This window comes from Wolbachia endosymbiont (group B) of Ischnura elegans (assembly GCF_947251585.1).
GTDB lineage: Bacteria > Pseudomonadota > Alphaproteobacteria > Rickettsiales > Anaplasmataceae > Wolbachia.
On record NZ_OX366371.1, the window covers coordinates 1,646,175 to 1,670,101 of the forward strand.

The 23,927-nt window shown below is 34.8% G+C and carries 24 protein-coding genes and 5 pseudogenes; 12 read left to right on the plus strand and 17 right to left on the minus strand.

What is annotated here, in order from left to right; all coding sequences use genetic code 11:
• Positions 1-7 precede the first annotated feature (7 nt).
• Positions 8-1,435 (minus strand): isocitrate dehydrogenase, encoded by a 1,428-nt coding sequence (gene icd, locus OPR58_RS08420; protein ID WP_265022451.1) that lies wholly within the window; start codon positions 1,433-1,435, stop codon positions 8-10.
• Between the two features lie 137 nt (positions 1,436-1,572).
• On the opposite strand from icd, the gene OPR58_RS08425 reads away from it, so the two are divergent.
• Positions 1,573-1,731 (plus strand): hypothetical protein, encoded by a 159-nt coding sequence (locus OPR58_RS08425; protein ID WP_265022452.1) that lies wholly within the window; start codon positions 1,573-1,575, stop codon positions 1,729-1,731.
• Here OPR58_RS08425 and tnpC (OPR58_RS08430) read toward each other — a convergent pair.
• A complete protein-coding gene (gene tnpC / locus OPR58_RS08430; protein WP_265022273.1) occupies positions 1,718-3,061 on the minus strand; it encodes an IS66 family transposase in 1,344 nt (447 codons plus the stop codon). The two genes, OPR58_RS08425 and tnpC (OPR58_RS08430), sit on opposite strands and share 14 nt — an antisense overlap.
• A 129-nt stretch (positions 3,062-3,190) precedes the next feature.
• Between tnpC (OPR58_RS08430) and OPR58_RS08435 the strand changes: the two genes are divergently transcribed.
• Positions 3,191-3,610, plus strand: a complete 420-nt coding sequence (locus OPR58_RS08435) for an RDD family protein (protein ID WP_265022453.1) — start codon at positions 3,191-3,193, stop codon at positions 3,608-3,610.
• A gap of 9 nt (positions 3,611-3,619) precedes the next feature.
• Here OPR58_RS08435 and OPR58_RS08440 read toward each other — a convergent pair whose 3' ends face one another.
• The 5 genes and pseudogenes from OPR58_RS08440 to OPR58_RS08465 all read right to left on the minus strand — a co-directional run bounded on the left by OPR58_RS08440 (position 3,620) and on the right by OPR58_RS08465 (position 7,874).
• On the minus strand, positions 3,620-3,748 hold the full coding sequence (locus OPR58_RS08440; RefSeq protein WP_265022454.1) for a hypothetical protein: 129 nt from the start codon (positions 3,746-3,748) through the stop codon (positions 3,620-3,622).
• A 33-nt stretch (positions 3,749-3,781) separates the two neighbouring features.
• A pseudogene (locus OPR58_RS11420) lies at positions 3,782-4,730 on the minus strand (IS5 family transposase).
• Between the two features lie 421 nt (positions 4,731-5,151).
• Positions 5,152-6,114 carry an AAA family ATPase gene (locus tag OPR58_RS08455; protein WP_265022456.1) on the minus strand — a complete coding sequence of 321 codons (963 nt, stop codon included), beginning with the start codon at positions 6,112-6,114 and terminating at the stop codon, positions 5,152-5,154.
• Positions 6,115-6,267: 153 nt separating this feature from the next.
• Positions 6,268-6,510 (minus strand): hypothetical protein, encoded by a 243-nt coding sequence (locus OPR58_RS08460; protein ID WP_265022457.1) that lies wholly within the window; start codon positions 6,508-6,510, stop codon positions 6,268-6,270.
• A gap of 305 nt (positions 6,511-6,815) precedes the next feature.
• Entirely contained in the window at positions 6,816-7,874 is a 1,059-nt protein-coding gene (locus OPR58_RS08465; RefSeq protein WP_265022458.1) for an ankyrin repeat domain-containing protein, read from the minus strand.
• 245 nt (positions 7,875-8,119) lie between these two features.
• Between OPR58_RS08465 and OPR58_RS08470 the strand changes: the two genes are divergently transcribed.
• Both OPR58_RS08470 and OPR58_RS08475 read left to right on the plus strand, forming a co-directional pair.
• The gene (locus OPR58_RS08470; RefSeq protein WP_264375494.1) at positions 8,120-8,380 is read left to right on the plus strand and encodes a hypothetical protein; all 261 of its coding nucleotides are present in this window, start codon (positions 8,120-8,122) and stop codon (positions 8,378-8,380) included.
• A pseudogene (locus OPR58_RS08475) lies at positions 8,358-8,588 on the plus strand (transposase); the annotation flags it as partial. The gene OPR58_RS08470 and the pseudogene OPR58_RS08475, both read left to right, overlap by 23 nt.
• Before the next feature lie 166 nt (positions 8,589-8,754).
• On the opposite strand, the gene OPR58_RS08480 reads toward OPR58_RS08475, so the two are convergent.
• Positions 8,755-9,459: a ComF family protein gene (locus OPR58_RS08480; RefSeq protein ID WP_265022459.1), complete on the minus strand. Its 705-nt coding sequence runs from the start codon at positions 9,457-9,459 to the stop codon at positions 8,755-8,757.
• A 51-nt stretch (positions 9,460-9,510) separates the two neighbouring features.
• Positions 9,511-12,324 (minus strand): excinuclease ABC subunit UvrA, encoded by a 2,814-nt coding sequence (gene uvrA / locus OPR58_RS08485; RefSeq protein WP_265022460.1) that lies wholly within the window; start codon positions 12,322-12,324, stop codon positions 9,511-9,513.
• Between the two features lie 325 nt (positions 12,325-12,649).
• Between uvrA and OPR58_RS08490 the strand changes: the two genes are divergently transcribed.
• The 3 genes from OPR58_RS08490 to OPR58_RS08500 all read left to right on the plus strand — a co-directional run bounded on the left by OPR58_RS08490 (position 12,650) and on the right by OPR58_RS08500 (position 15,039).
• Positions 12,650-12,820, plus strand: a complete 171-nt coding sequence (locus OPR58_RS08490) for a hypothetical protein (protein WP_265022461.1) — start codon at positions 12,650-12,652, stop codon at positions 12,818-12,820.
• A gap of 62 nt (positions 12,821-12,882) precedes the next feature.
• Entirely contained in the window at positions 12,883-13,980 is a 1,098-nt protein-coding gene (locus OPR58_RS08495) for an ankyrin repeat domain-containing protein (RefSeq protein WP_265023191.1), read from the plus strand.
• A gap of 60 nt (positions 13,981-14,040) precedes the next feature.
• The gene (locus OPR58_RS08500; RefSeq protein WP_063631208.1) at positions 14,041-15,039 is read left to right on the plus strand and encodes a pyruvate dehydrogenase complex E1 component subunit beta; all 999 of its coding nucleotides are present in this window, start codon (positions 14,041-14,043) and stop codon (positions 15,037-15,039) included.
• Positions 15,040-15,041: 2 nt separating this feature from the next.
• On the opposite strand, the pseudogene OPR58_RS08505 reads toward OPR58_RS08500, so the two are convergent.
• Positions 15,042-15,290: pseudogene (locus OPR58_RS08505) on the minus strand (TrbC/VirB2 family protein); the annotation flags it as partial.
• 60 nt (positions 15,291-15,350) lie between these two features.
• Between OPR58_RS08505 and OPR58_RS08510 the strand changes: the two are divergent.
• Positions 15,351-16,202, plus strand: a pseudogene (locus tag OPR58_RS08510) (IS630 family transposase).
• A 28-nt stretch (positions 16,203-16,230) separates the two neighbouring features.
• Here the strand turns inward: OPR58_RS08510 and OPR58_RS11425 are convergent.
• Together OPR58_RS11425 and OPR58_RS08515 are read right to left on the minus strand one after the other, a co-directional pair.
• Positions 16,231-16,341 (minus strand): annotated as a pseudogene (locus OPR58_RS11425) (TrbC/VirB2 family protein); the annotation flags it as partial.
• Between the two features lie 415 nt (positions 16,342-16,756).
• Entirely contained in the window at positions 16,757-17,701 is a 945-nt protein-coding gene (locus OPR58_RS08515; RefSeq protein ID WP_265022222.1) for an IS110 family RNA-guided transposase, read from the minus strand.
• Positions 17,702-17,840: 139 nt separating this feature from the next.
• Here OPR58_RS08515 and OPR58_RS08520 point away from each other — a divergent pair, with 139 nt between their 5' ends.
• Together OPR58_RS08520 and OPR58_RS08525 are read left to right on the plus strand one after the other, a co-directional pair.
• Positions 17,841-18,089 (plus strand): DUF6444 domain-containing protein, encoded by a 249-nt coding sequence (locus tag OPR58_RS08520; protein WP_265022268.1) that lies wholly within the window; start codon positions 17,841-17,843, stop codon positions 18,087-18,089.
• Complete coding sequence (locus OPR58_RS08525) at positions 18,089-18,265, plus strand: IS66 family transposase zinc-finger binding domain-containing protein (protein ID WP_406846499.1); 177 nt, start codon at positions 18,089-18,091, stop codon at positions 18,263-18,265. Before OPR58_RS08520 ends, OPR58_RS08525 begins: the two co-directional genes overlap by 1 nt.
• A 70-nt stretch (positions 18,266-18,335) precedes the next feature.
• Here the strand turns inward: OPR58_RS08525 and OPR58_RS08530 are convergent, their stop codons facing one another.
• On the minus strand, positions 18,336-19,301 hold the full coding sequence (locus OPR58_RS08530) for an IS110 family RNA-guided transposase (protein WP_264336652.1): 966 nt from the start codon (positions 19,299-19,301) through the stop codon (positions 18,336-18,338).
• 234 nt (positions 19,302-19,535) lie between these two features.
• Here OPR58_RS08530 and tnpC (OPR58_RS08535) point away from each other — a divergent pair, with 234 nt between their 5' ends.
• Positions 19,536-20,474 (plus strand): IS66 family transposase, encoded by a 939-nt coding sequence (gene tnpC / locus OPR58_RS08535; protein WP_265023147.1) that lies wholly within the window; start codon positions 19,536-19,538, stop codon positions 20,472-20,474.
• 87 nt (positions 20,475-20,561) lie between these two features.
• Here tnpC (OPR58_RS08535) and OPR58_RS08540 read toward each other — a convergent pair whose 3' ends face one another.
• The 4 genes from OPR58_RS08540 to OPR58_RS08555 form a co-directional block, all read right to left on the minus strand.
• On the minus strand, positions 20,562-20,933 hold the full coding sequence (locus tag OPR58_RS08540; RefSeq protein WP_041582616.1) for a helix-turn-helix domain-containing protein: 372 nt from the start codon (positions 20,931-20,933) through the stop codon (positions 20,562-20,564).
• Positions 20,934-20,967: 34 nt separating this feature from the next.
• Positions 20,968-21,300, minus strand: a complete 333-nt coding sequence (locus OPR58_RS08545; RefSeq protein WP_041582615.1) for a helix-turn-helix domain-containing protein — start codon at positions 21,298-21,300, stop codon at positions 20,968-20,970.
• Positions 21,301-21,403: 103 nt separating this feature from the next.
• The gene (locus OPR58_RS08550; protein WP_012673223.1) at positions 21,404-22,063 is read right to left on the minus strand and encodes a JAB domain-containing protein; all 660 of its coding nucleotides are present in this window, start codon (positions 22,061-22,063) and stop codon (positions 21,404-21,406) included.
• 127 nt (positions 22,064-22,190) lie between these two features.
• Entirely contained in the window at positions 22,191-22,661 is a 471-nt protein-coding gene (locus OPR58_RS08555) for a hypothetical protein (RefSeq protein WP_265022462.1), read from the minus strand.
• 75 nt (positions 22,662-22,736) lie between these two features.
• On the opposite strand from OPR58_RS08555, the gene miaA reads away from it, so the two are divergent.
• The gene (miaA, locus tag OPR58_RS08560; RefSeq protein WP_010407423.1) at positions 22,737-23,621 is read left to right on the plus strand and encodes a tRNA (adenosine(37)-N6)-dimethylallyltransferase MiaA; all 885 of its coding nucleotides are present in this window, start codon (positions 22,737-22,739) and stop codon (positions 23,619-23,621) included.
• Positions 23,622-23,927: the final 306 nt, after the last annotated feature.

Below are 23,927 nucleotides of genomic sequence, written 5' to 3' on the forward strand. Positions count from 1 at the left end.
GCAATCATTAAGAGAAAAAACCTTCTTTTTCATCATATAAATACAACTTATCCATTCTCACCACGTCAAAGCTATTTTCTTCGATTTTGATTAGCAGGTTATTTACATCACTATTTGTAATAGCTTGCTTTTCATTATTTGCGATAAACCTGCAGGTTATTTGGTCACTTGAAGATTTTGAGCCTCCTGGCCAAATTGCAAGTCCTTTTGAGTATATTGCTATCATTTTCAGATTACTCGATTCAAATAATCTTACTATTTGATCAAAATTGTTGGATTTGTCCCAAGCAAGCGCTATATCACTACCCACTAGCTTTTTAACTTTGTAATCTTGTTCGTAATGGTCTTGTACTTTATTTATTTTACTATCCAAATCACTGCTAATTATAAGCTCAGATAACGTTGTGGGTTTTTTCCCTAGATTATCTATAACAGCTTTTGCAAATTCTTTTGTTCCAACCTTTTGTTTACTCTTTTTCTCCTTATATAAATCAGCGGTATGTACTCCATCTTCCAAAGTCTTGAGCCATGCATCGTAGATTAGTTTTGCAGTACTCACTTGACCAATATAGACCAACATATGTACTGCGGCATTTAAAAGACCAGAAGGATTAGCTATATTTTTTCCTGCAATATCAGGAGCAGAGCCGTGAACCGCTTCAAACATTGCATATTCATTACCTATATTGCTACTTCCTGCAAGCCCTACAGAACCTGAGGTTTGTGCTACTATGTCTGATAATATGTCGCCATATAGATTTTCAGTTACTATAACATCGAAATTCTCGGGTTCTGTGGCAACACGTGCCATTCCAATATCAACTATATAATGTTCCGCCTTTATATCCGGATATTCTTTTGCAATACGATCAAACGCTGCATGAAAAGCGCCGTCAGTCATTTTCATTATGTTGTCTTTAGTCAGGCAAGTTACTTTCTTTCTGTTATGTTTTTTCGCATATTCAAAAGCATACCTGCATATTTTTTCTGAGCCAGATCTAGTAATAATTTTAGTGCATTGGTACGAGTCACCAGTGAGCCTATGCTCTATTCCGGTGTAAACGTCCTCTTCATTTTCGCGTATTACAACAACATCAAATTTATCGAATTTATTTTCTATAACAGGGTGATACGAAATGCATGGTCTAATGTTTGCATACAGCCCTAAGTTCTTTCTGAGTGCAACGTTTAAGCTTTTGTGCCCTTTGCCTTGAGGAGTTGTCGTCGGAGATTTTAGTAATATCTTTGTCCTTTCAATAGATTCCCAACCACTTGGAGAAATGCCGTGAGACCATTCTTTACTATAAACACACTCTCCTATTTCAATAATATCTACTGAAATCTTTGCTTTCGCTTCACGCAATATCGACAGCACCGCTTCCATAATTTCTGGTCCGATACCATCACCATACGCAACTGTGACTGATGTTGACATAACTTCCTTAACTGTAAATGATTTAATGTTAATTCAAATAATATAGTGGCACAAGCAGCTAGTACTGTACAAGTTGACATATTTACAGTTATTTAATAACATGTTCTTATGTCAGTTAGTAATGCGGGTGGGGGTGTATGGATACTAAAATAAGCTATGCAAGAGTTACGAGACGCATTTTTGCATTTGCGTTTGATCATATTTTATTAACGGCGATAAAGTATTTTATTGGATTTAACGTTGGATGTACCTTAGGTGTAACCGTTCACGGAATATTCCCAATTAGGCAGGAATAGCGACTAAATTCTGTAGTTTCTGGACAGGATTCTGATCATTCAAACGTGCAGTCAAAAATATCGAAAGCATTCTTTCAATGAACTTTTCTCCACGTTCTGACCAAGTGAAAAAACTATTTTTACGATAAATGACGTACCGTCTAGCCTGACGTTCTGCAAGGTTATTGGTTGTCTCGATCAGATCAGGATTGCGCACGAATCTCCACATCATATCTTCAGAACGTAGTATATTGGCAGCCATTCTCAAGGCCTGAGTTCCTTTTGCAACCCTTGTTATCTCTCGCAAAAAATGTTTCACCCTTTTTCGAATCTTCCTCATTAACCGGAAAAATCTTAAATTGTCTATCAGGTTTTGTTTACGTGCTCTATCTACCACAAATACCCTGTTGCTCAGCGATTTTAATGCTGCGCCAATTCTGCTCACTTCAACATTTTTACTGTAAAAAAACCTTTCAAAGTCCCTTGCTAAATGGGCCCAGCATATCTGTCTGTTTTCACGATTAAAGTAATTATACGCAGCATACCTATCGCTTATAACTATTCCATCATACTCTGGCAATAGCCCTTTTAATATCTTCTTTCCGCGAGATCCAACTAACTTCATAAGTGTTGCTGTTTTATTCGTTACTACCCAACTCCAACCTTTCTTTCCCTGGTTCCTATGGCTTGTTTCATCTATATGTAAATACTTGCTTTTCCGTAGCTCTTCTCTTATTTTTTCGTATTCAGATATACATTTTTCTGATACTCTACCCTCGGTCTTTGATACCAAACCTAGGCTTATATTCAGATTAAATATGCTGCTCAAAATTTGCTGTACTTCCCTTTTTGAATTGATAAAAAATCCACTAAAACTGCTAATTACTGCTTTTGCATTAGCTCCTAAAAGATCCCTTGTCACACCTTCAGGCAGACTAGCTGAGATCCTTTTCTTACACGCCTTACAGTAGCCTTTTTGTAGCCTATATTCAGTCACTATCGGTTTAATTTTTGGCAATTCAACCTTTTGATGCACAGTTTCTTCTTCTAAAATAACTTGGCTTCCACACATGCAAATTGTATCAATTGAACATTTTACCACCTCATCTGCTACCATCAATTCCCGCTTGTGCGCTTCATGTCCTGGCTGCCCGCCTGGTTTTTTATCGCTCTTCTTTTTTGTCTTTTTGCGATATACATCTTGCGATGGTGGCAGCGATGAATTTTTTGAATTTAAACCCAGCTTATCCTCTAGCTCAATTATTTTTGTCCTTAACTTATCATTCTCTGCTTTCAGAGTACCAACTTCTGACTCCAATACCACAATCTTTTCTTGTAGCACCTCTATCATCAACCCCTCATCTATCTAGTTTATTGTTTTTTATACTAATTATGCAATTTTTGTAAACTACTTTCTTATACCGTGAATGGACAAAGTTGATAAGCCTAAACGCCATCATGTCTTTAGGAGAGTCTGCTAATGAAGGCTCTTAAGTTGACGCCATTGCGTGAACGGTTACACTTAGGTTCTTTAACACCCAATGCGGTTAAAATAATTTCAGACAACGCAACAATTCTTAATGTAACAGCGCTAATATTGGCATTAGCATTTTATGCATTTACGATAATAGAATTCGGTGGAACTCCGGGACAATTATTGCTTCGTATGCATATAAAAGACAAAAATACACTTGAAAAAATCACTATAACACAAACAATAATCAGAACAGGAACTTTTGGAGTGTTATATTTTATAATTTTTTATACAATATTGAGTATTTCTAGTCTATTTATAATTTTACCAATTATTATCATATTGTTTGCAACATTTGATAAGCATAAACAGTTCCTTAATGACAAAATTGCAAAAACAGTAGTGATAGACTATAAACCTAGTTGATGTTTTTCTTTAGTTGTTATCACCAAGGGTGTTATTCCAGCGCGTGACCCACATCTGTACGAACATTGCAATTAGCAGGTAATTTGCATAATAGACGGTGTCATTCCAGTGCTTGACACTGGAATGGCTTTGTTGCATCACTCTTCGGATAATAGGTAACGTGGAATAAATTCATGAAGCTATCTCAAATTTAGCCATGCCTATATCAGTAAATTTGTTAAGCAAATAACACTTGAGTAGCAGTTCTCTCTCACGATTAACCTCAGATTTGTTTCTAAAACTAAACCCAAATGTTTGCTTCAGTCGCGAGAAAAAACTTTCTATATAAGATCTCTTCCCATAATTTATCTCTTTTTTCCACCTCTTCATACCATCTTCATCATATGACTTTATGAGCTTGATTGTAGAATTTCTCTCATCCATATAATCCAACTTTGGATGCTCTACTGAATTATTTTGCGGAGGAATCCTTGTCTTTATGTCAAGCTCATCGCACAGTTTGTATAACTTCTTTCGATTATATGCCCTGTCTGCATATAGTGTGCTTATATTATATTTAACATCAATCCTTGCAATAAGATCACATGCTCCATAGTGGTCAGAATAAACTCCGCCACTGTATTTTGCTGCTATAACTTTTTTGCTACCTATCTCTAGCATTACATGCAGTTTTCTTGTTTGCTCATAGCGGCGATACTTTCTATCTGTACCATTTGCCTTGCTATGACCTGGAATATTATTGTAGATCAGTACTATCTATGGCAATCTCAATATCTTCTGTATTATTTTTATCATGTCTTCGATCATTAATTTTGATGTTAAGTTTTTTAAGCCTTCTTGAGGCCTGGGAATAGCTAATAACTTGCAAGTTTTTCCTTACTTGCTCAAGGTACCCTGCTATAAATCCCGCTGTTTGTCTCAGACCTATTCTAAATAAATAAGTTATTATGTGAACCAGAATCACGACCTTATCGCTATAAATATAGTTGCCACCAGCCATTTTTGGACCTTTTTCGTACCAATTTTCTATGGCATCATTGACGTAATAAAAAATATTTCCCCTCTCTTGGAGAAATTTGTTATATTCATGGCAGTTACTGACTCTCATTTTTTGTGGCATATTTTTCTTTAGTAGGTTAAATGCTTGTCTTATAGTGAATTTTGTCAGTAACTGCCAGTTCTTTTTATTTGACCTATGCAACAAAGCCATTCCAGCGTCACGCACTGGAATGACATTAAATGATTTTTCTTTGAATTTGAGTTATGCAAGCAGCCCCTTTGTTGTCATGCAAGTAGCCCCTTCGATGTCACCCGAGTAGCCCTCTTCCTGTCATCCCAGTACTGGGATCCAACCTTTCTTACCAACAAAAAACTTGGCATAACTTGCGTGCTCAAAAAATTCCTGGATTCCAATACTGGAATGACACCCTTTTAGAAGTTCAATGACCCTTCTGGATAAAAACTATTGTCAAGCACTGGAATGACATGATTCGAATTGTGTCACTTGCATGGCGTCATCCCAGACTGTGTAGTAATTCTCCTTATTCCTCGATTTGCCGCTTACTTCCTCGAGAAGATACATCACTCAATGAAGAGCTTACTGATGAACTTCTACTAGATAAGCTTCTAGATGAGAATGAGCTTCCAGAAGACCCCTCGTTTTTAGTTTTACTGTTACGATGTTTCTTATCTGGCTCATCTTTTATGTTATGTTCCTTCTTGAAATTTTTACATAAAGTGGAAAAAGGAGTACTTTTGCCTTTACTTTTCATTTTTTCCCTCTCCTCTTCTATATACTTGGCTAAACCAATCAGATTTGCTACTGAAAAATCATTAGTACTATTTACAATAGTTTCAATATTTACATGGCTTAATTCTTTTAGATATTCTTTTAGTATCCCCCTACGTGTACTTTCTTTCTCTAGCCCAGGAATCTCAATTTTTCTCAAGCGTTCATGTCTAACTAGTGCTCCGTCTAAATCATTCGCACGATTAGTTGTGGCAATTACTATATTTTCTTCAAGAAAGGTTTTATTCAATTTATCGAGTAAATGAGTTAAAGATTCTACATTCTTGTTTTTACCACCCTTGCGATCTAGACCAATGCCGTCAATCTCTTCCATAATAATTATACAAGGAGTGTTTTTTCTTGCCCTCTCAAAAACTTGATCTATATTCGATATATTACATAAGGAAGATGCAGAAATACGTATAACAGCAAATTGAGATTTAATTTCATTCGCAATCGCTTCACAAATACTACTCTTACCAGTCCCTCCTTTACCATTTAAGAGATATCCTCCGCTTTTTGATTTACAAATCTCTCTCAAATTTTCTTTTATGTCACTTGGTAATATAATATCACTAAATGTTGTATTCCATCCTCTTTCTTCACCTTTTGCATAAAATGCTATATTCAACTTTACTTCTACTTCATTTTTTGTTGCAGGACTATTAATTAACCTTGCAGAAAGATCACTAACCTCTTTTTTTAACCCATTCACTTCATCTTTCGTTACAAAATTCTCTGAAATTCTATGAACTTTTTCTTCTAGACCACTAAACCCGTATTTATTTTCTTTATCCTTTCCATCTTCTAATTCTTCTTTAATTGGAGTTAGCTTATTTTCTTCTTTCCTTAACCCTTTATTCGGCTCTTAGACTTCAGCTTTCGAGTTTTCTTGAGATTTTTTATTTTGTTTAATCATTTTATATGAAAACACAATTACTACTGCAGAAAGCGCAAATAAAATAAAAATAACAGGGGGAGCTATATTTAAAGCTGCAACTGAAGATAAAAATGCAACGTAAGGAGCTACAGCAAAAACTCCAGATGTAATTAATGTAAGGGAAGCAATAGCACCAGCTATAAAAAAAGTTATATTAGCTCTATTAGACATATTTTAGCTTATAAACAGTTAATTTATAAATAATACATTTAAAGAGTACAAGCTTTTCATAGTAAAGCAAGACTAACTTAAGGCATCCTTAATCAATCTATGATCGAGGTATTATGCAGTATTAAGATATAAGATGGTATGTTGTATTTTTAATTCAGTGTTCTTTTTCTTTCATTCCAGGGTACTGGAATGATAGATGCTATGATAAGAAATTCAATAACTTAAAGTAGGTAATTAAAGCCTCTAATTAAGATCTAAATCTATAGTTATTATAAGCAACACTAAAGAAGTGCGGAAGTAAAAATTTACGAAAGAGCATTATGTATACATATGCTTTGTAGATCTACACTTTGCCACCCTTCTGTTAAGCTTTGCCTCCCTTCCATTACGTTTTGTCGCTCTTTTATTTCTTTTATTTCGTTATCGAATTTTGACATTAGATATTTAGCATAACCAGATGTTAATGCTGTTGATGCAGATACAGCTATTGCTGCCGTAACAGATGTTAATGTAATTTCCATTGTCTCGGTTATAAAAAGCGTCGATGTTACAAAATTCCCTAACATGGCAACTAAGCCACCAACAACTACACTACCTTGAACTACTTTATTTTTTAAAAACCCTTTTATACTCTCTACCGTATCTTCTTGGTGATTTATAATGGCATAATACAAAGGAGTTTTCTGCAAACTATCTTTTTCATAAACATCTGCACCTCTGTCTAGTAGAGCATCTACTATCTCTAAATAGCCATTTTTAGCAGCATAATGCAAAGGAGTACTACCATTTCTATCTTTTACATGAACACTTGCGCCTTCAGCTAACAGAGCATCTACTACCTCTACATGGTTACTTAAAGTAGCATAATGCAAAGGAGTACTACCATTTTCATCTTTTACATTAATATCTGCACCTGTTTTTAGTAGAACATTTACTACATCTATGAATTTATATATAGTAGCATAATGCAAAGGAGTACTACCACTTCTGTCTTTTACATTAACATCAGCACCTTTTCCTAGTAGAGCATTTACTACACCTACACATCGACTATAAACGGCATGATGCAAAGCAGTCTCTCTATTTTCACCTTTTACATGAACATCCGCATGCCTATCTAATAAAACATTCACTAAATCCTTACAGCCAGCTGCTGCAGCTGCAATTAATAATGTAAATTCGGCATCAGGATCACTTTGGATGAATTTATGATTTATACTAAAATCTTCATTTTCCCACTCTTGATATGCTATTGTATCTTCCCTTCGCAATACCTCTTTTATTTTATTAATTACGTTATCTTTATTTACACTTGCATCTTTATCAATTGCACTTAATATCTTTTTCAGATTTTCAAAATCCATCTTTACCTCCTATAACTTTACGTTGCAGTTACTACACAATTACAAACAAAAGTAAACACATTTTTGGAAATTATTTAGAAAAAGAATCCATTAAAAAAGTCAGTGATTTGCAATAAATAACTGATCCATTTAATTGAAAGAAATATGTGATGTAACTATAGTCATTATAAACAACAATAGAAAAAACACGGAAGTAAAAAATTTATATTGATCTTATCATATTTATTATTAGCATAATTATAAACATGGGAAAGCAAATACAAGTCAACTTATCTAAAAAAAATAGTGAGAGGGTCTTATCTGGCGCAAAATGGATGGCCAACCTTAGTGAAAATTATTTTGCATCATTGAATAATAACAGCATTAAACCAGCCAGCTCTATAAGAAAACTAATAGAGGCTTTTTTACTTGTTCCAATTATTACATCCAGTGCTATTACACTAGCATGTACCTATTTTTTTCTGAATGCAGTGAGTATTCAAAAATATGATTGCAGCTTTGAATAAGGGAAAAATTATGGTGCCCATGATTTTTGAAGGCTATTGCGATACAGACGTTTTTAATAGCTAGTTCAAACTTTTTGCTGGGTGATTTTGGATAATGCAACTTTTCATAGAAAATAAGTGAATTTGTTAAAAGTGTCAGTGCTGAAGTTATATATCTGCCTCCATATTCTCCTGATTTTAATTAAACCATTGGTTTGCTATAAAAAATTGAGCCAGAAAGAATATTTAGCTATTCGAACTATTAGAAAAAGGGCTATAATTATAGACTCCGTATACACTATAACTAGACTTTTTTTTAAGAGGAATGATACAGAAGTTAGTACTAAGACACTAAACAGTTTTCAAAAATGAAAATTATACCTTAAAGCTGATTTTCATACAGTTCTTGCAAGCGATAGCACTCTCACTTCTCTTGCACCAGAGTTTAAAATTTCCTGAGAGCAAGACCTTGCGGTTGCGCCAGTTGTTACTACATCATCAACCAATATCACGATTTTGTTTTTGATAATTTCGCTGTTACTTACTTTAAAAGTATTTTTCAAATTTTTTTCACGCTGTTTAAGTGAAAGACCAGCTTGAGGTTTGGTGTGACGAATACGTTTTATTGCAAATGGTGTATAAGATAAGTGAGATAACTTACTTAATTCCTTCGCGAGCAATGCTGCTTGATTATATTTACGTTTAAATAAGCGTATTTTATGTAGCGGTATGGGAACTATGACCTCTGCATTTTGAAACATGTCTTTGTTAGCTTTGTACATCCACTTTGCATAGACTTTCACATAATTTAAATTATCAAAAAATTTAAAATTTATAATCATATTTTTGCTATGTTCATCATAAGCAAAAACTGATCTTAATACTTTAAATGGTGAAGGGTTACTGATGCATTTACCACATGTATCAATGTTATCTGGAATTACTACACCACAAACATTACAGTAATGCTTAGTTAAAAAATTGATTTTTTTATTGCATTCACTACATAAATCATAACTTTTATCAATTATACGTTCACAACTTACGCATACGTTTGGAAATATGAGATCTGTAGCTTTTTTTAATAAGAGAAGATTCATGAATTAAATATGTTAGGTATACCTTTTAAAATGCTCCTCATAACCTAATTATTAAGAAATAGTCGATACTTGATCCAATAAATATGTTTTAAGATACTTGCCTGTAACGCTTTTTGGAGTCTGTGCAACTTTTTCTGGAGTTCCTACAGCAACCACTTCGCCACCTTTTACTCCACCCTCTGGACCAATATCTATTATGTAATCAGCAGTTTTTATAACATGTAAATTGTGCTCAATAACTATAACAGTATTTCCTAAATCAACTAGCCTATGGAGTATTTTCAGTAAATTATTTACATCTTCAAAATGTAACCCAGTTGTTGGCTCATCGAGAATATACAATGTTTTCCCGGTAAATCGCTTTGATAGTTCCTTAGACAGCTTTATTCGTTGTGCTTCACCCCCGGACAACGTTGTTGACGACTGTCCAAGCGTTATATAGCCAAGCCCTACTTCCTGTAAAGAAATCAACTTTTCCTTTATCATTGGAAGATTTTCAAAAAAGTCACATGCTTGATCTATTGTCATATCAAGCACATCAGAAATTGATTTTCCCTTGTAAGTAACTTCCAATGTTTCTCGGTTATACCTCTGTCCTCTACATTGCTCACATTTCACATAAACGTCCGGTAGGAAATGCATCTCGATCTTTAAATGCCCATCACCTTTACAAGCTTCACATCTTCCTCCCTTGGTATTAAATGAAAATCGGCCTATATTGTAACCTCGTGCCTTCGACTCTGGGAGACCTGCAAACCAATTTCTGATGTGAGTAAACATACCAACATATGTTGCTGGATTTGATGCTGGGGTCCTACCAATTGGCGATTGATCAACTTCTATAATTTTATCTATATACTCAAGGCCTTCTATTTTGTCGCATTGACCATGCCTTGCAGATGAATGATTTATCTTGTGTGCTGAATATTTATATAATGTTTCTATCACTAAACTTGATTTCCCTCCTCCTGATATTCCAGTAACACAAATAAAATTCCCTATAGGAAATTCAACATTTATATTTTTTAAGTTGTTCTCACAAGCATTAACTACCTTTATGAACTGAGTTGTTTGCTTTCTTCTTTTTGAAATTGAAATTTCCTTCTTTCCACTTAAATACTGTCCTGTTATGCTTTCTGAATTTTTTTGTACCTGATCTGGTGTTCCTTCTGCAACGATTTTTCCTCCATTCACGCCAGCTCCAGGACCAATATCAATCACATAATCAGCAGCCATTATTGTGTCTTCATCATGTTCAACAACAATCACAGTATTACCCATGTCTCTCAGATTTTTAAGTGTGGTAATTAATCGATCATTATCACATTGATGAAGGCCAATTGAGGGCTCATCAAGCACGTATAGCACTCCTGTTAAACCAGAGCCAATTTGCGAAGCAAGCCTGATCCTCTGGCTTTCACCACCAGAGAGAGTGCTAGATTCACGGTCAAGTGTAAGGTAATTTAGCCCTACATTCTTTAAAAATGTCAGCCTTTTGATTATTTCGTTTAATATTTTATTTGAAATTTGCCTTTGTTGTTCTGTAAGTTTGTCTGATAAATTTCCAAACCACTTAAGGGATTCATCGATGCTGAGCCTTGATATTTCACCTATATGTTTTTCGTCAATTTTCACTGTAAGTGCTTCTTTTCTCAATCTATAGCCAGCACATTCTTTGCAGTTAGTAACAGAACAATACCTATCAATAAGTGATGCATCGTAATGCATCTGGCGTTCTAGGATACTGACCAAACCTTGAAATTTCATTTCTCTAGAGCCAAAAAGTATTAAATCCTTCACTTTTTGGTCTATATTCTTCCACGGAACATCAAGGCTAAATTTGCAATTTTCAGCCAGTGATAGAATTGCATTTTTTAGCAATCCATAGTTTGTATGCACTTGACGGAACATTGATCCAATTGGCTTTAAAGCACCTTCAGATATCGAGAGCGTTTCGTCTGGCACTATTAGCTTTGCATCAACACTTAGTTTTTTACCGAGCCCACTGCATGAACTGCATGCACCGTAGGGGCTGTTAAAAGAAAACAATCTTGGCTCTATTTCTTCAAGAGTAAAGCCAGACTCAGGACATGCAAAATTCTCTGAGAAAGTTAAAGTTTGACCATTTTTATACTCGGAATTGTGGTTATCAGGTAAGTTCACTATTTCTGCATACATTAAGCCATGGCCCAGCCTCAATGCTGATTCTATACTGCCTGGTAGTCGATTTCCTATATCATCTGACATGGAGATTCTATCTGCAATAACAAAAATATCATGTTTCTTGTTTTTGTCGAGTTTAGGCAAGTCATCTATATTGTATGTTTCACCATCTATTTTTAGTCTCACGTAACCCTGCTTTTTAATTTCCAATATCTCTTTGAAGTGCTCTCCTTTTCTGCCACGCACAATAGGAGCAAGTATATATATTTTAGTTTCTAAAGGTAATGCTATAATAGTATCTACAATTTGAGATACAGCCTGTTTCGTTATTGGCAACCCAGTTACAGGCGAATAAGGTATTCCCACTCGTGCATATATCAAACGTACATAATCGTAAATTTCAGTAACGGTTCCAACAGTTGATCTTGGATTTTTTGAGATCGACTTTTGATTAATTGATATTGCAGGAGAGAGGCCTGTGATTGACTCAACATCTGGTTTATCTTGAATATTAAGAAATTGACGTGCATAAGCCGATAGACTTTCGACGTATCGGCGTTGGCCTTCTGCATAAATCGTATCGAATGCAAGGCTAGACTTACCAGAACCACTTAGTCCAGTTATAACAACTAACTTATTTTTTGGTATATTGACATCAATACCCTGCAAATTATGCTCTCTTGCACCTTTAACTCTGATCATACTTCATGTACCTTTGACCATTACAGCCTCAAAATACATAAACTCACAACAACTTGCTACTAATTTTTTCAACTGTTATGGAAAACGAAGTAGCATAACTAGTGCAAAACATTTTGCCAAACAACTATATGAACATCTGTTTTCGCCAAGTTAGTTCGTACAACAAATGGTGTCATAAAAGTATGTTTTCTACAATCTCATCAAAAACATGCTTACCAATTTTTGGAAACAGGAAATTTTATTTTATATAAAATATAGAATTTTGATAAATTTAACTTTTTTGTGAGATTATGCAGTGATAAAAATAAATTGAGAGGGAAAGGTTATGGCAATAGAGAAGGAGAAGTTTTTTGAAATAATAAATGAGGTAAGTGAAAGTAGCGATTTGGATGAAGATAATTTACTTGAAAAAATAAAGAATGAGTTAAAAGGAAAAGATGCAGGAGAGTACAACAAGTTTAGTAAAATTTTAGTAAAGAACATCAATTTAGTATAAAAATTTCAGAAGAAGCTGCAGAAGATTGGACGTTGTTACATCTTGCTACAGCATGCAACAATATGTTAATAGTGGAACTTTTACTAAAAAAGAAAGCAAGTGTTAGCGCTCGAGTAAAAGATGGCTCTAAAAATGATGGGCTAACTGCTTTGCATATTGCTGCTTCTTATGGACATGAAAGCATGGTAAAACAACTACTAAGTGATGATCGAGTTAATCCTTCATTAAAAAGCAAAAATAAGACTCCAAGGGAGGTGATTGGTAATATAGAAAATAAAGAAGCTATAGTAAAAATGTTAAAGGAAGCAGAACAAAATTTTTGTACAAAGCATGAGAAAAAAACTGCTGCACCAGCAGATGTTATAAATTCTGTGAAACAATATGATACCATACGTAGTGGTGCACAGGCTCCTGTTACGTGTGGAAGTAGTGACAGTATAGTAAGTGAGCAATACTTACATGCTGATGTTAAGAATATGGTAGAAAAATTTGAGTCACCGCAAATAGGAAGTGTTACATATAGTGGTAAACAGACTCCTATTGGTGAAAGCGTTAGTAGTGACGACAACGGTTTAGCACTTGAAACTACGTTTGATACTTCTTCCTACTCCGAAATAAATTACGACGGGGCAGCTAATGAAGTTGATAACCAAACTTTAGAAAGCCTGCAAACTCAAGTTCAGTTGAAAGATAGCCAAATTCGGAAGTTAGAAAAGCCAGGTAAAGAATTAAAACATGTTGAGAAAGAACTAGAAAAATCAAAGAGTGACGTAGCTGGACATGAGACTCGGTTAGAAATAGTTGATAAGCTCAGTAAAGAGAATCAATCACTAAAGCAAAAAATAAAAGATCTGGAAAACGAGAATACAACACTTAATAGTGAATTAAGCAAAACCAAAGCAAATAAAGTATTACTAGAAAAAACAGAAAAAGCACAACTGTCTTTCTTAAAAATTGCTTCTGTAAATCTTGTAACCATGTTGACAGTAGGTGTTATCTTTAGTGTAGCTTTCCAATTACCAATTCTATCAATGATTGCAATTTCTGTGATGTCTTCATTGATAGTCGGTGGAGTTACATACGCACTATCACCGCAACCTACTGAATTAAAAGAAGTAAGTATTCAATGCTCAATGCAACATGATGCTTGTAAAACTTAACTTGTGCGCTTCCTGGTAATTTTGATATAGTTATTTCAGTTGAAATTTACAGATTTACAAATGGCAAGCTTAAGTGTAAGAGAAGCGTTATGCACGGCAATCAGAGAAGAAATGCAAAATGACCCTGATGTATTTATCATGGGTGAAGAAGTTGCAGAGTATGATGGTGCTTATAAAGTAACAAAAGGATTACTGAAAGAGTTCGGAGAAAATAGGGTAGTTGATACACCTATTACCGAACATGGATTTGCTGGTCTTGCTGTTGGAGCAGCGTTTGCTGGGCTCAAACCTATTGTTGAGTTTATGACTTTTAATTTTTCTATGCAAGCTATTGACCAAATTGTGAATTCCGCAACAAAAACAAATTATATGTCAGGTGGACAACTTGGATGCCCTATAGTGTTTCGTGGACCAAATGGAGCTGCAGCAAGAGTTGCCGCACAACATTCTCAGTGCTTTGCATCTTGGTATTCGCATGTTCCAGGTTTGAAAGTAATAGCACCTTACTTTGCCTCTGATTGCAGAGGTCTGCTTAAAGCTGCAATTCGTGATCCTAATCCAGTAATATTTCTAGAAAACGAGATCGCTTATGGTCATGAACATGAGATTCCTGATTCTGAGCTATCAAATAAAGATTATCTACTTGAGATAGGCAAAGCTGCTGTTATACGGGAAGGAAAGGATGTAACTATCACTGCTTTTTCATTGAAACTAATGGATGCGTTAAATGCAGCAGATTTACTCTCTAGTGAAGGAATAGAAGCTGAAGTTATCGACCTCAGAACCTTAAGACCACTTGACACTGAAACAGTTATTAACTCTATTAAGAAGACCAATAGATTAGTAAGCATAGAAGAGGGTTGGCCATTTGCAGGAATAGGAGCAGAACTCTCAGCCATGGTTATGGAGCAAGGATTTGACTACCTTGACGCTCCGGTTGTACGGGTAACCGGCAAGGATGTCCCCTTACCTTATGCTGCAAACCTAGAAAAGAAAGCATTACCACAAGTGGAAGATATAGTTGAAGCTGTGCACCAAGTCTGCTTTAGAAAGAAATAGCCCTATTGACTCTTTTTTTTATCTCCCGTTCCACATTCTTCCATAAAAGAGGCATTTGTAGAGTTTATACCACCCATTACTTTTATGACAATAGTTTTAGCGCCAAAAAACACAGCGCAAAATACACCGAGGGCGAAAAGAGCAGGCCACGGCATTCTACCAAATATTGCAAGTAAAGCTGCTCCTATTATCACTACGGTCATAAGCGGTCCACCTATTCCCCAAACGTAGCCAATAATATTACATATTATAGCTCTTTTCATAATGGTCCAAACGGGTTAAAATAAGAGTTTATAGTAGTGAAGGTAAGTATGCCAGCAGCATATAGTTATGATTTAAGAAAAAAAGCAATGGAAGTGCTAGACGAAGGGGAAAGCAGAGAAACGGTAGCAGCAAGATTTAAAATTGGAAGAACTACATTATGGGAGTGGCAGCAAAGAAAAAAAGAAACAGGAGATTTTCAGTCGAAAAAACTTGGAAATGGAGGTTATAATCACAAAATTACCGACTGGAATAAATTTACTGAATTTGCCAAAAAACACGGTGGAAAAACTCTATCGGAAATGGCTAAGCTTTGGAGTAATGTTAGTATCCCAACGATTCATCGAGCTCTTAAAAAAATTGGACTCACACGAAAAAAAAGACATATGGATACAAAGAAAGGAATGAAGAAAAACGTGCTGAATTTTTGAAAATTATAGCAACAAAAGAACCTCAAAACTTAGTATATATAGATGAATCTGGTATTGATAATACCGAAGACTATCCCTATGGATATTCTCAGAAAGGACAGCGGTTTTATGCCCTAAAATCTGGAAAGAAAACTCAACGAATTAGCATGATTGCAGCTCTAAATGGTAGAAAAATAGTTGTTCCGTTAACATTTGAGGGCCATTGTAATATGGATATCTTTAATAAATGGTTTGAGCAGTTTTTGACACCGATTTTGGAACCTGGACAAACTGTTATCCTTGATAATGCTACTTTTCATAAGTCTAATAAGATTTGCTAAAGGAGTTGGTGCTGAAATTTTGTATCTTCCTACGTATTCCCCAGATTTCAATAAAATTGAGCATCATTGGTTTGCTATAAAAAATAGAGCTAGGAAAAACATCCCTCTATTCACATCTTTTCGTCATGCTGTTGATTCTGCTTTTCTATGAACTTTCCGGATTATTATGAAAAGAGCTATACTTGAGCAGTTGTATCGTCATTAGAGTTAGCAGCACTTCCAACATGAGAAAAAGAAATAAATAATACTATAAGTAGAATACAAAAAACCTTTCTAATTGTAGGGTTCATCCCTATACCTTAAGTTTAAATATTATAATTATATCTAAAATAGTATAATTTTCAGTAAAACTAGCATTGTGATTTATACAATATTGCATAGCAAACGATGTCTATTGTTTGTCAATCATTGTCAATTACTTGAGAGCTTATTTCGACTTTCGAAAAAGAGCAATAACACCCATGAGTAAAATTTCACATTACCATCAACTATGTTTTTTAAAATTTTTTGAATTTAGTCTCATTTGTTGATAATTTTGTATTTTTATTCAATTGAAAAATGTATTTTGGCAACAAAAACCCTAGTTTATACAGAAAGAAATTTATATCAAACAGCAAGCACTGCTTAGATTTTATGGTTAACGAATATGTGCTTTAAATGTGTGTAGACGCACATATTCGTTAACCTATTTTCTATACAGATTTTTTATTTCATATTAATTGCTTCTTTAAGTCTTGCATTGGCAATTACTATGATTTTTCGCATTAGAGCTGTTATAGCTACCATCTTCTTTTTACCTCTACCAATAAGATCAGAATAAAAAGCACCAAGTGCAGATTTAGATCTTGCAGCAGCCATAGCAGCTGTGAAAAGCTTTGCACGAACATTGCTCCTACCACCTGTTATCCTTCGGTAACCAATAGTTTTACCGCTTTCTTTTGGATGTGGAGCAACTCCAGCAAGACTTGCAACTTCTTTTTTGTTTAGGTGGCCAAGTTCTGGCATTAGACACACAAAAACTTGTGATAACTTGAGACCTATTCCTGGCACTGTTCTCAAGATCTTTTGACGCTTTTGTAACTCTGGATTTTTATCAATAATTCTTTGTATGGCATCGTTGAACTCATTTATCTGACTGGTAAAAAAGTCTATTGTTTTTTGGCAACTTTCCTTTATATAGTCGTTTTCAGGTGCTGCAAGCCTACATTTCTCTTGAGTTCTCATTTGTGTAATGTCATCACGACGTTGACAGAGTGCAACTAAGGCGGTTTGTTCTTTTGACATAGGCACAAATAGAGATAGAGCACTATAGCGTTCAAAACCATATTGAGCAAGGGCTCTTGCATCTGATTGATCTGTCTTTGCTAAAGTTCCATGTGATATGATAAAACTTTTTACTTTACGAGTATTAGCTCGATGTACAGCAACATTCTTATCAACAAGAAAATGTGCTAAGCCAAGCTCATATTTTCCAGTGTTTTCTAAAGTTACTAGAGAATTAGGTAGGATATCTGAAAATTTTTGAAACAACTGTTGCCAACCAGTAGCATCATTGTCAAACTTGATAGCGCTCCTTTGGTTATAAGCTGCAGCAACATTTTTAAATTTTCCGATATCAATGCCAATGAAATTTTGATAAGATGTAATCATAATAAATAACCTCGATAGTTTAATTAATTTAAGATTGTAAACGGGTGCATACATATGGTAACCGTTCACGGAGATAAGGTGGTTTACAAAGTAAGTATAAAAGTGTAAAGAGATAGGAAGCTAAATATGGAATGGGTAAATGACAACAGTGCTGCAAGAAAAGGTTGTAGCAGAAAACGCTAATCTCAAGGAAGAAATAAAAGCACTGATCAGAGAAAATGATAGCTTGAAAGCAAAAATAGTTGAATTAGAAGACAAATTGGGCTTAAATTCGCAAAATTCTCATCGCTGCCACCATCACGAGATATATATCGTAAGAAAGCAAAAAAGAAAAGTGATAAAAAACCAGGAGGTCAGCCAGGACATAAGGTGCATAAGCGTGAATTAATGGCTGCAGACGAGGTAGTGAGATGCACAATTGATACAATTTGTATGTGTGGAGGTAAGATTACTTTAGAAGATGAAATTATTCATCAGAAGGCAGAGTTGCCAGAAATTAAGCCAATTGTAACTGAGTACAGGTTGCAAAGAGGACATTGTAGCAGTTGTGTTAAAAGTCAATAGAAAAATTGATGTAGCTGTGAATAAGTACTTAAAATTTGTGTGGGCGTACTTATTCACAGCTATGCTATTGCTATATAGAAGCAGTTTTAGGGCTATACTCCTCAGTAAACAGTCTACCGTCTCTTACTAAAGAGTTAGCAAGGATAAGTAATTTTCTCATTGCAGCAGTAGAGGTAACTTTATATGGTTTTTTATATTGATTGTATAGCCTATCAAAGAAGATTTTTATATAAGAATTGTACCTTTGCGCACTAAGAATGCACATATGTAAAACCTTTCTAATTTGTGATCTACCACCCTGAATACACCTTTTTCCCTTACTAAAACCACTATCTCGATTAAAAGGTGCAACTCCGGAAAGGCTGGATATTTCTTTATGTTGGAGAGTTCCAAGCTCGGGTAGATAACAAATAAAAGTAATAGCTGTTATTGCACCTACACCAGGTATACTAGTTATTGACATGTACTTTTTTTTAAGCTCTTGATTTTTATCGACTAATTCCATTACCTCATCTTCTAAGACTTGAATTTGATTTTGTAAAACTGCAAGTAGCTCTTCCATTTGTTTGATTATAGATAAATCGGTTACTTGATGAGCTTGGGTTTTTTGTATTTTTGCTATTTCTACTAGTTGATTCCTGCGAGATAATTTTTGCTTCAAACAGTCAATACTACTAACTTTTAAAGGAGTGACACGCATGTCTGTATTACTAACATAACGTGAGATGATGCTACAGTCTATTTTATCAGTTTTAGTAGCAATACCAAGGCTTTTTGCATAATCTCTCACCCATCTTGGTTGAATGACATATACTTCAAAACCATGGCTTAATAAAGTATAAGCACATAATTTTTCGTACCCACCAGTTGCTTCAAGTCCAACTTTGGTTACGTTATGTAAACGCAAAAAGTCGATTATTTGATCAATAGCTTGAACGTTATTTTCAAATACTTTATGATGTCCAAGTGGATGAATATGGATATCTAGTTTATTTTTGCTAATATCAATGCCAGTAATAATATTTGATAAATTCATAATCCCTCCATAAATAATGTGTATACTGCATTTTCCACCCTTATATACGAGCCTAAAAGCTCAACCAGTTGTTCGGAACTTTCAGTATAATAAACCAGAGAGGAGAACCTTGCTGCAAAACGGTCCTTATGACCAAGAGTATGTACGGTTCCTCCTCTCTGCGTGTCTTTATACCGCCATTTCGTGACATTTATAAAGACTTGTTTTTAACATATAAGAGTATGTAATAAAAGAATTACAGCAAATTTACCCGAAGGTGTTGCAAGAGATTTTCTAGGACCCAATGCTAAAACAGTTATAAGCAGCCTTAGCGGCTTTTTTATTAACTCAAAAAGAGAGGTACAGCAAATTTTGGGCAGTATTTTTAATCTAAATATAAGCCTTGGTTTAGTCTCAAATACTGAACGCAGGGTATCGAAGAAGTGTGCATCTGAATATGAGAAAATGAAGGAAGAGTTGCAAGGAAGCGAGTATTTGCATATAGACGAAACAGGGCACAGAAATCAAGGAAAGAGAGGCTGGAGTTGGGTAATAACAAACAAAGCGTTGACACTTCTGAAGGTAAGCGAGTCTCGTGGTAAGAAGGTGTTGAAGAGTTTACTGCCAGAATATGATGGTATAGTTGTGAGCGATAGATACGCTGTATACAATTACTTCAATCGTGAAAATAGACAGATATGTTGGGCACATCTGGCAAGAGATTTTGAGAGATTTGCCCATAGTAAAAATGTTGAAGTGAGCAAAATTGGCCAAGCACTAAAATCGCTCAGCAATAAGGTGTTTGTAGTAGATAAGGCAAAAAAACAAAATTTGATAGATAATTTGAGATTTTATCGACTGGTGCGAAAAATTCGGAAAAGGGTAAAACATTTTTTACGTAAAATGACGAGGGTTGCAAATAGCACTCAAGCTTCAAGAATGGCCGCTAAGATGTTACGATCTGAGGATATGATGTGGAAGTTTTTAAGAAAACCTGAAGTGATAGAAACAACTAATAACCTTGCAGAACGGCAAATTAGACGGTACGTAATTTATCGTAAAAACAGCTTTTTCACCTGGTCAGAACGTGGAGAAAGATTCGTGGAAAGAATGTTGTCGATATTTTTGACATCACGTCTAAATGGCCAGAACCCCTTTCAAAAGCTACAGAATCTAGTAGCTGTCACTGCTTAGTTCTTTAATTCATTCTCACAATCCGTGAACGGTTACCCTTAACTAGCATTGCTTGTAGAAGTGGATTGAAGATATATTCAGGCAATATTATTTATTGGCAAGCGCTTTTATCACTGAATGCACAATATCACGCAACGTTTCATCCTTAATTTTCCTGTATTCCCTCACTAGCCTTGATATTTCTTCACTACCCACATCGCTACAAAAGGCCTTATCGTGTAAGTCTTCAGAAGCTTTGGTAAAAAAATATGACATATCAACGGACAAAGCTTCTGCCAAATTATACAATCTATCAATTACAAGCCTTACCTCTCCAGTTTCATATCCTTGTATATGCTGAAATGAAATTCCGAGCTTTTTTCCTAAGTCTCTTTGGCTAAAACCGCATATTAACCTTCTCTTCCTTATTCTTTCACCTATTTGTTTATCAATAGGATGTTGTTCATCTTGTACAATCATTTATTAATATATTAACTGAGGTATTGAAGCAATACTAACTCTCATTGTAACTTTGAGAAAAAGATTTTACCAATATATAAACTACGCTACGTAACCTTTTGCTTTTAATTTCATTATATCCTTTGACTAATTTTAGTATTTCTTCATCATAAGTTTCATGTGAGTCGACATGCACATCAGTAAAAAAATCAGCCACATTAATCGATAGTGCTTTTGCTAAGTCGTATAGCCTACTGGCCAAAATTTGGTTTGAACTATTTTCGTACCTTTGTATTTGTCTATACGAAACGCCTATTTTCTTTCCCAACTCAGTTTGTGTTAAACCACAGTATAATCTAAGTTCTTTTATTTTTTTGCCTAATTCCACCTTTCATTACTAATTTTAGCTGCTCAAGCTTATATTGAATTTTTTAATTTATGAAGTAGAAAAAAAGAAGGAAAGTTGGAGAACTTTCCTTCCGGTCTACAGATTACAATAAACCACTATCATAAAAACTAAAGTGGCTCTTCTGTGTTACGATTATGTGATCTATTAATTTCATTCCTACATTTTCGCAGGTTGCAGCTAATGTAAGTGTGTTATCCTCATCCTCCTTTGATGGTTCTGTATCTCCACTTGGATGATTATGTGAAATTGCAATAGATGATGCATCGATCAGTAATCCCTGTTTGATTATTTCTCTCACATATAGAGGTACTCTGTCTATAGTTCCACAGTCTTGAATATACTCGTATATCAAATGACCACTTCGATCTAAGTATATTACTCGCAAGCTTTCCTTTCGTGACTGCCCTATTGCTGTTTTAAAGTATTTTAGTAGCTCTTCTCTGTTATCAAGAATCGACAGCTTTTTTAACTTACCTTTCAGTATCCTATCGAAAATCTCTTTCAGACAAAAGATACTTGCTATTGCTCCATCATTCATTCCTGTAACATTTTTTAGCTCATGAAAGTCAGCGTTAATTACCCTTCCTAAACTACTAAAGAGCTCTATTAGCTTTTTGGCCACTTCTCTTCCTTCTTCACATTCAGATAGAGTACGTTCCAGTAGCTCATGGTCAAGTAAAGACCTGCCTCTACTTGATAAAATGCGAGTTTCCAATTTTTCTTTTCTCTCACTATTATTCATAAAAACCTCCAAGGTCAACATTATATACAAATTCAACGCCAGCTTTCTGACGCAGTAGTTCTCGAGGAATAACCCTTTTGAACTCTAAATTTGCAATGTTGTCCTTGTTGCTTTTACAACAGATTTACTACAATTCGAACTCCTCATTGATTTTATCGACTATCGTCTGTGGTGGATCATCTCCCCATCCTGAATATAAAATCTCTCCATAATCTGCAACATCTATAGAGCCAGTTCTACTTTTTGCCAGAAACATTTCTCTTTTATCTTTATCAACTAATACATAGTGCCAAGCTGATCTTCCTCGATCTTTACCACGAACTAGATATACGAGATCTGATCTACTTCTTCTTGTTGCATCAGCAAAGGATCTTTCGTTGATAGTTCTGCTTTTACTCTTTATGCCGCCACTTTCAGAAAAAGCTTCCTTGGCTTCAGCTTTTTTGTTTGCCAATTCAGAAATTTTTCCTTTTGCTCCTAGTGCATGTTCTTTGGTATTTTGAGATGAATACTTACTGGAAAAACCTCCTCTTGTCTCATTAGAGGTCCTATTTGTAAAACGCTTAGTAAACGAGTTATCGTTATCATTTTCTGCCATAAAAGTCTCCAAATTTTAGATTGTAGAATCCAAATTTTTACTACACCCTATCATAGGTTAGTTAAATTAATATAAATGAAGGATAATATAGTAATTATTACAGGAATTACAGCCTCAGGTAAATCAGAATTATGCGATAACTTGATAAAAAAGTATAAAAACATTAGCATAATAAACTGTGACTCAAAGCAGGTATACAAAGAGATTCCCGTAATTACTGCTCAACCACCAAAGCAGAAAGAATTTTATAGGCTATACGGTTATGTTTCAGCAAGAGAAAATTATTCCGTAGGTTTATGGCTAGAGGATTTAAAGAGGGAAGTTAACAACGCGCTGAAAAATTCACGAATACCCATCATCACTGGAGGAAGTGGGCTTTACATTAGCAGCTTAATCAAGGGATTATCATCGATTCCACAAATAAGCCAGGAAGTGAGAGAAAACGTAAATGAACTTAGGAAAAATTTAAGTAAAGAGGAATTCTACAAATTAGTGCTAAGCAAAGATCCAAGGATTCAAGGTAAAATATTTATTAATGACTCACATCGCCTCTCAAGAGCACTTGAAGTTATCACTGAAACTGGCAAGACAATCTTTGTATGGCAAGAAAATAGACAGCCTCCTTTGTTCAATAATTTTAAGGTATATACAATTCTACCTAAACGTGAGGATATATACCGAAAAATAAATTCTCGTTTTATTGAAATGGTTGAAAATGGAGCAATTGATGAAGTAAAAAACCTACTTAGCATGAACCCATCTCCACATTTGCCAGCTATGAAAGCACATGGAGTACCAGAAATTATAAGATACTTAAAAGGGGAGATTACTTTAGACGAAGCAATACAGATTGCTCAAACAAACACAAGGCATTATGCAAAACGCCAGTACACTTGGTTTAAAAATCAATTTCCGAATTCTCAAGTGATTGACTGTGCAAATAAATTGACAGAATTTTAGATATTTTGATTATTATGTATTATATTGCTATGCCTATGCAAACTTTTCTTGATAGTATTAAACTTTTTTCTTAAAGAACTTTCATCATTGCCTAAATTGTGATTATTAAATTCTTTGTAAAAATATTCTTACTTATGAAGCGCTACTATACCTGTAAGAGCCTTTATCACTAAATGAACTATATCACGCAATATTTCATCCTCAATTTTTCTATATTCTCTCACTAATCTTGTAACCACAATCTCCACTTTCATATCCTTGTATAGCTCTTCTCATAATAGTAGGAACAAGATAAGATAGTGATTT

Bases quoted from the DNA above. Each gene is read 5' to 3' on its own strand.
- icd (WP_265022451.1), bottom strand. From the start codon at position 1,435: ATGTCAACATCAGTCACAGTTGCGTATGGTGATGGTATCGGACCAGAA.
- OPR58_RS08425 (WP_265022452.1), top strand. From the start codon at position 1,573: ATGGATACTAAAATAAGCTATGCAAGAGTTACGAGACGCATTTTTGCA.
- tnpC (WP_265022273.1), bottom strand. From the start codon at position 3,061: ATGATAGAGGTGCTACAAGAAAAGATTGTGGTATTGGAGTCAGAAGTT.
- OPR58_RS08435 (WP_265022453.1), top strand. From the start codon at position 3,191: ATGAAGGCTCTTAAGTTGACGCCATTGCGTGAACGGTTACACTTAGGT.
- OPR58_RS08440 (WP_265022454.1), bottom strand. From the start codon at position 3,748: ATGCAACAAAGCCATTCCAGTGTCAAGCACTGGAATGACACCGTCTAT.
- OPR58_RS08460 (WP_265022457.1), bottom strand. From the start codon at position 6,510: ATGTCTAATAGAGCTAATATAACTTTTTTTATAGCTGGTGCTATTGCT.
- OPR58_RS08465 (WP_265022458.1), bottom strand. From the start codon at position 7,874: ATGGATTTTGAAAATCTGAAAAAGATATTAAGTGCAATTGATAAAGAT.
- OPR58_RS08470 (WP_264375494.1), top strand. From the start codon at position 8,120: ATGGGAAAGCAAATACAAGTCAACTTATCTAAAAAAAATAGTGAGAGG.
- OPR58_RS08480 (WP_265022459.1), bottom strand. From the start codon at position 9,459: ATGAATCTTCTCTTATTAAAAAAAGCTACAGATCTCATATTTCCAAAC.
- uvrA (WP_265022460.1), bottom strand. From the start codon at position 12,324: ATGATCAGAGTTAAAGGTGCAAGAGAGCATAATTTGCAGGGTATTGAT.
- OPR58_RS08490 (WP_265022461.1), top strand. From the start codon at position 12,650: ATGGCAATAGAGAAGGAGAAGTTTTTTGAAATAATAAATGAGGTAAGT.
- OPR58_RS08495 (WP_265023191.1), top strand. From the start codon at position 12,883: ATGTTAATAGTGGAACTTTTACTAAAAAAGAAAGCAAGTGTTAGCGCT.
- OPR58_RS08500 (WP_063631208.1), top strand. From the start codon at position 14,041: ATGGCAAGCTTAAGTGTAAGAGAAGCGTTATGCACGGCAATCAGAGAA.
- OPR58_RS08515 (WP_265022222.1), bottom strand. From the start codon at position 17,701: ATGATTACATCTTATCAAAATTTCATTGGCATTGATATCGGAAAATTT.
- OPR58_RS08520 (WP_265022268.1), top strand. From the start codon at position 17,841: ATGACAACAGTGCTGCAAGAAAAGGTTGTAGCAGAAAACGCTAATCTC.
- OPR58_RS08525 (WP_406846499.1), top strand. From the start codon at position 18,089: ATGGCTGCAGACGAGGTAGTGAGATGCACAATTGATACAATTTGTATG.
- OPR58_RS08530 (WP_264336652.1), bottom strand. From the start codon at position 19,301: ATGAATTTATCAAATATTATTACTGGCATTGATATTAGCAAAAATAAA.
- OPR58_RS08540 (WP_041582616.1), bottom strand. From the start codon at position 20,933: ATGATTGTACAAGATGAACAACATCCTATTGATAAACAAATAGGTGAA.
- OPR58_RS08550 (WP_012673223.1), bottom strand. From the start codon at position 22,063: ATGAATAATAGTGAGAGAAAAGAAAAATTGGAAACTCGCATTTTATCA.
- OPR58_RS08555 (WP_265022462.1), bottom strand. From the start codon at position 22,661: ATGGCAGAAAATGATAACGATAACTCGTTTACTAAGCGTTTTACAAAT.
- miaA (WP_010407423.1), top strand. From the start codon at position 22,737: ATGAAGGATAATATAGTAATTATTACAGGAATTACAGCCTCAGGTAAA.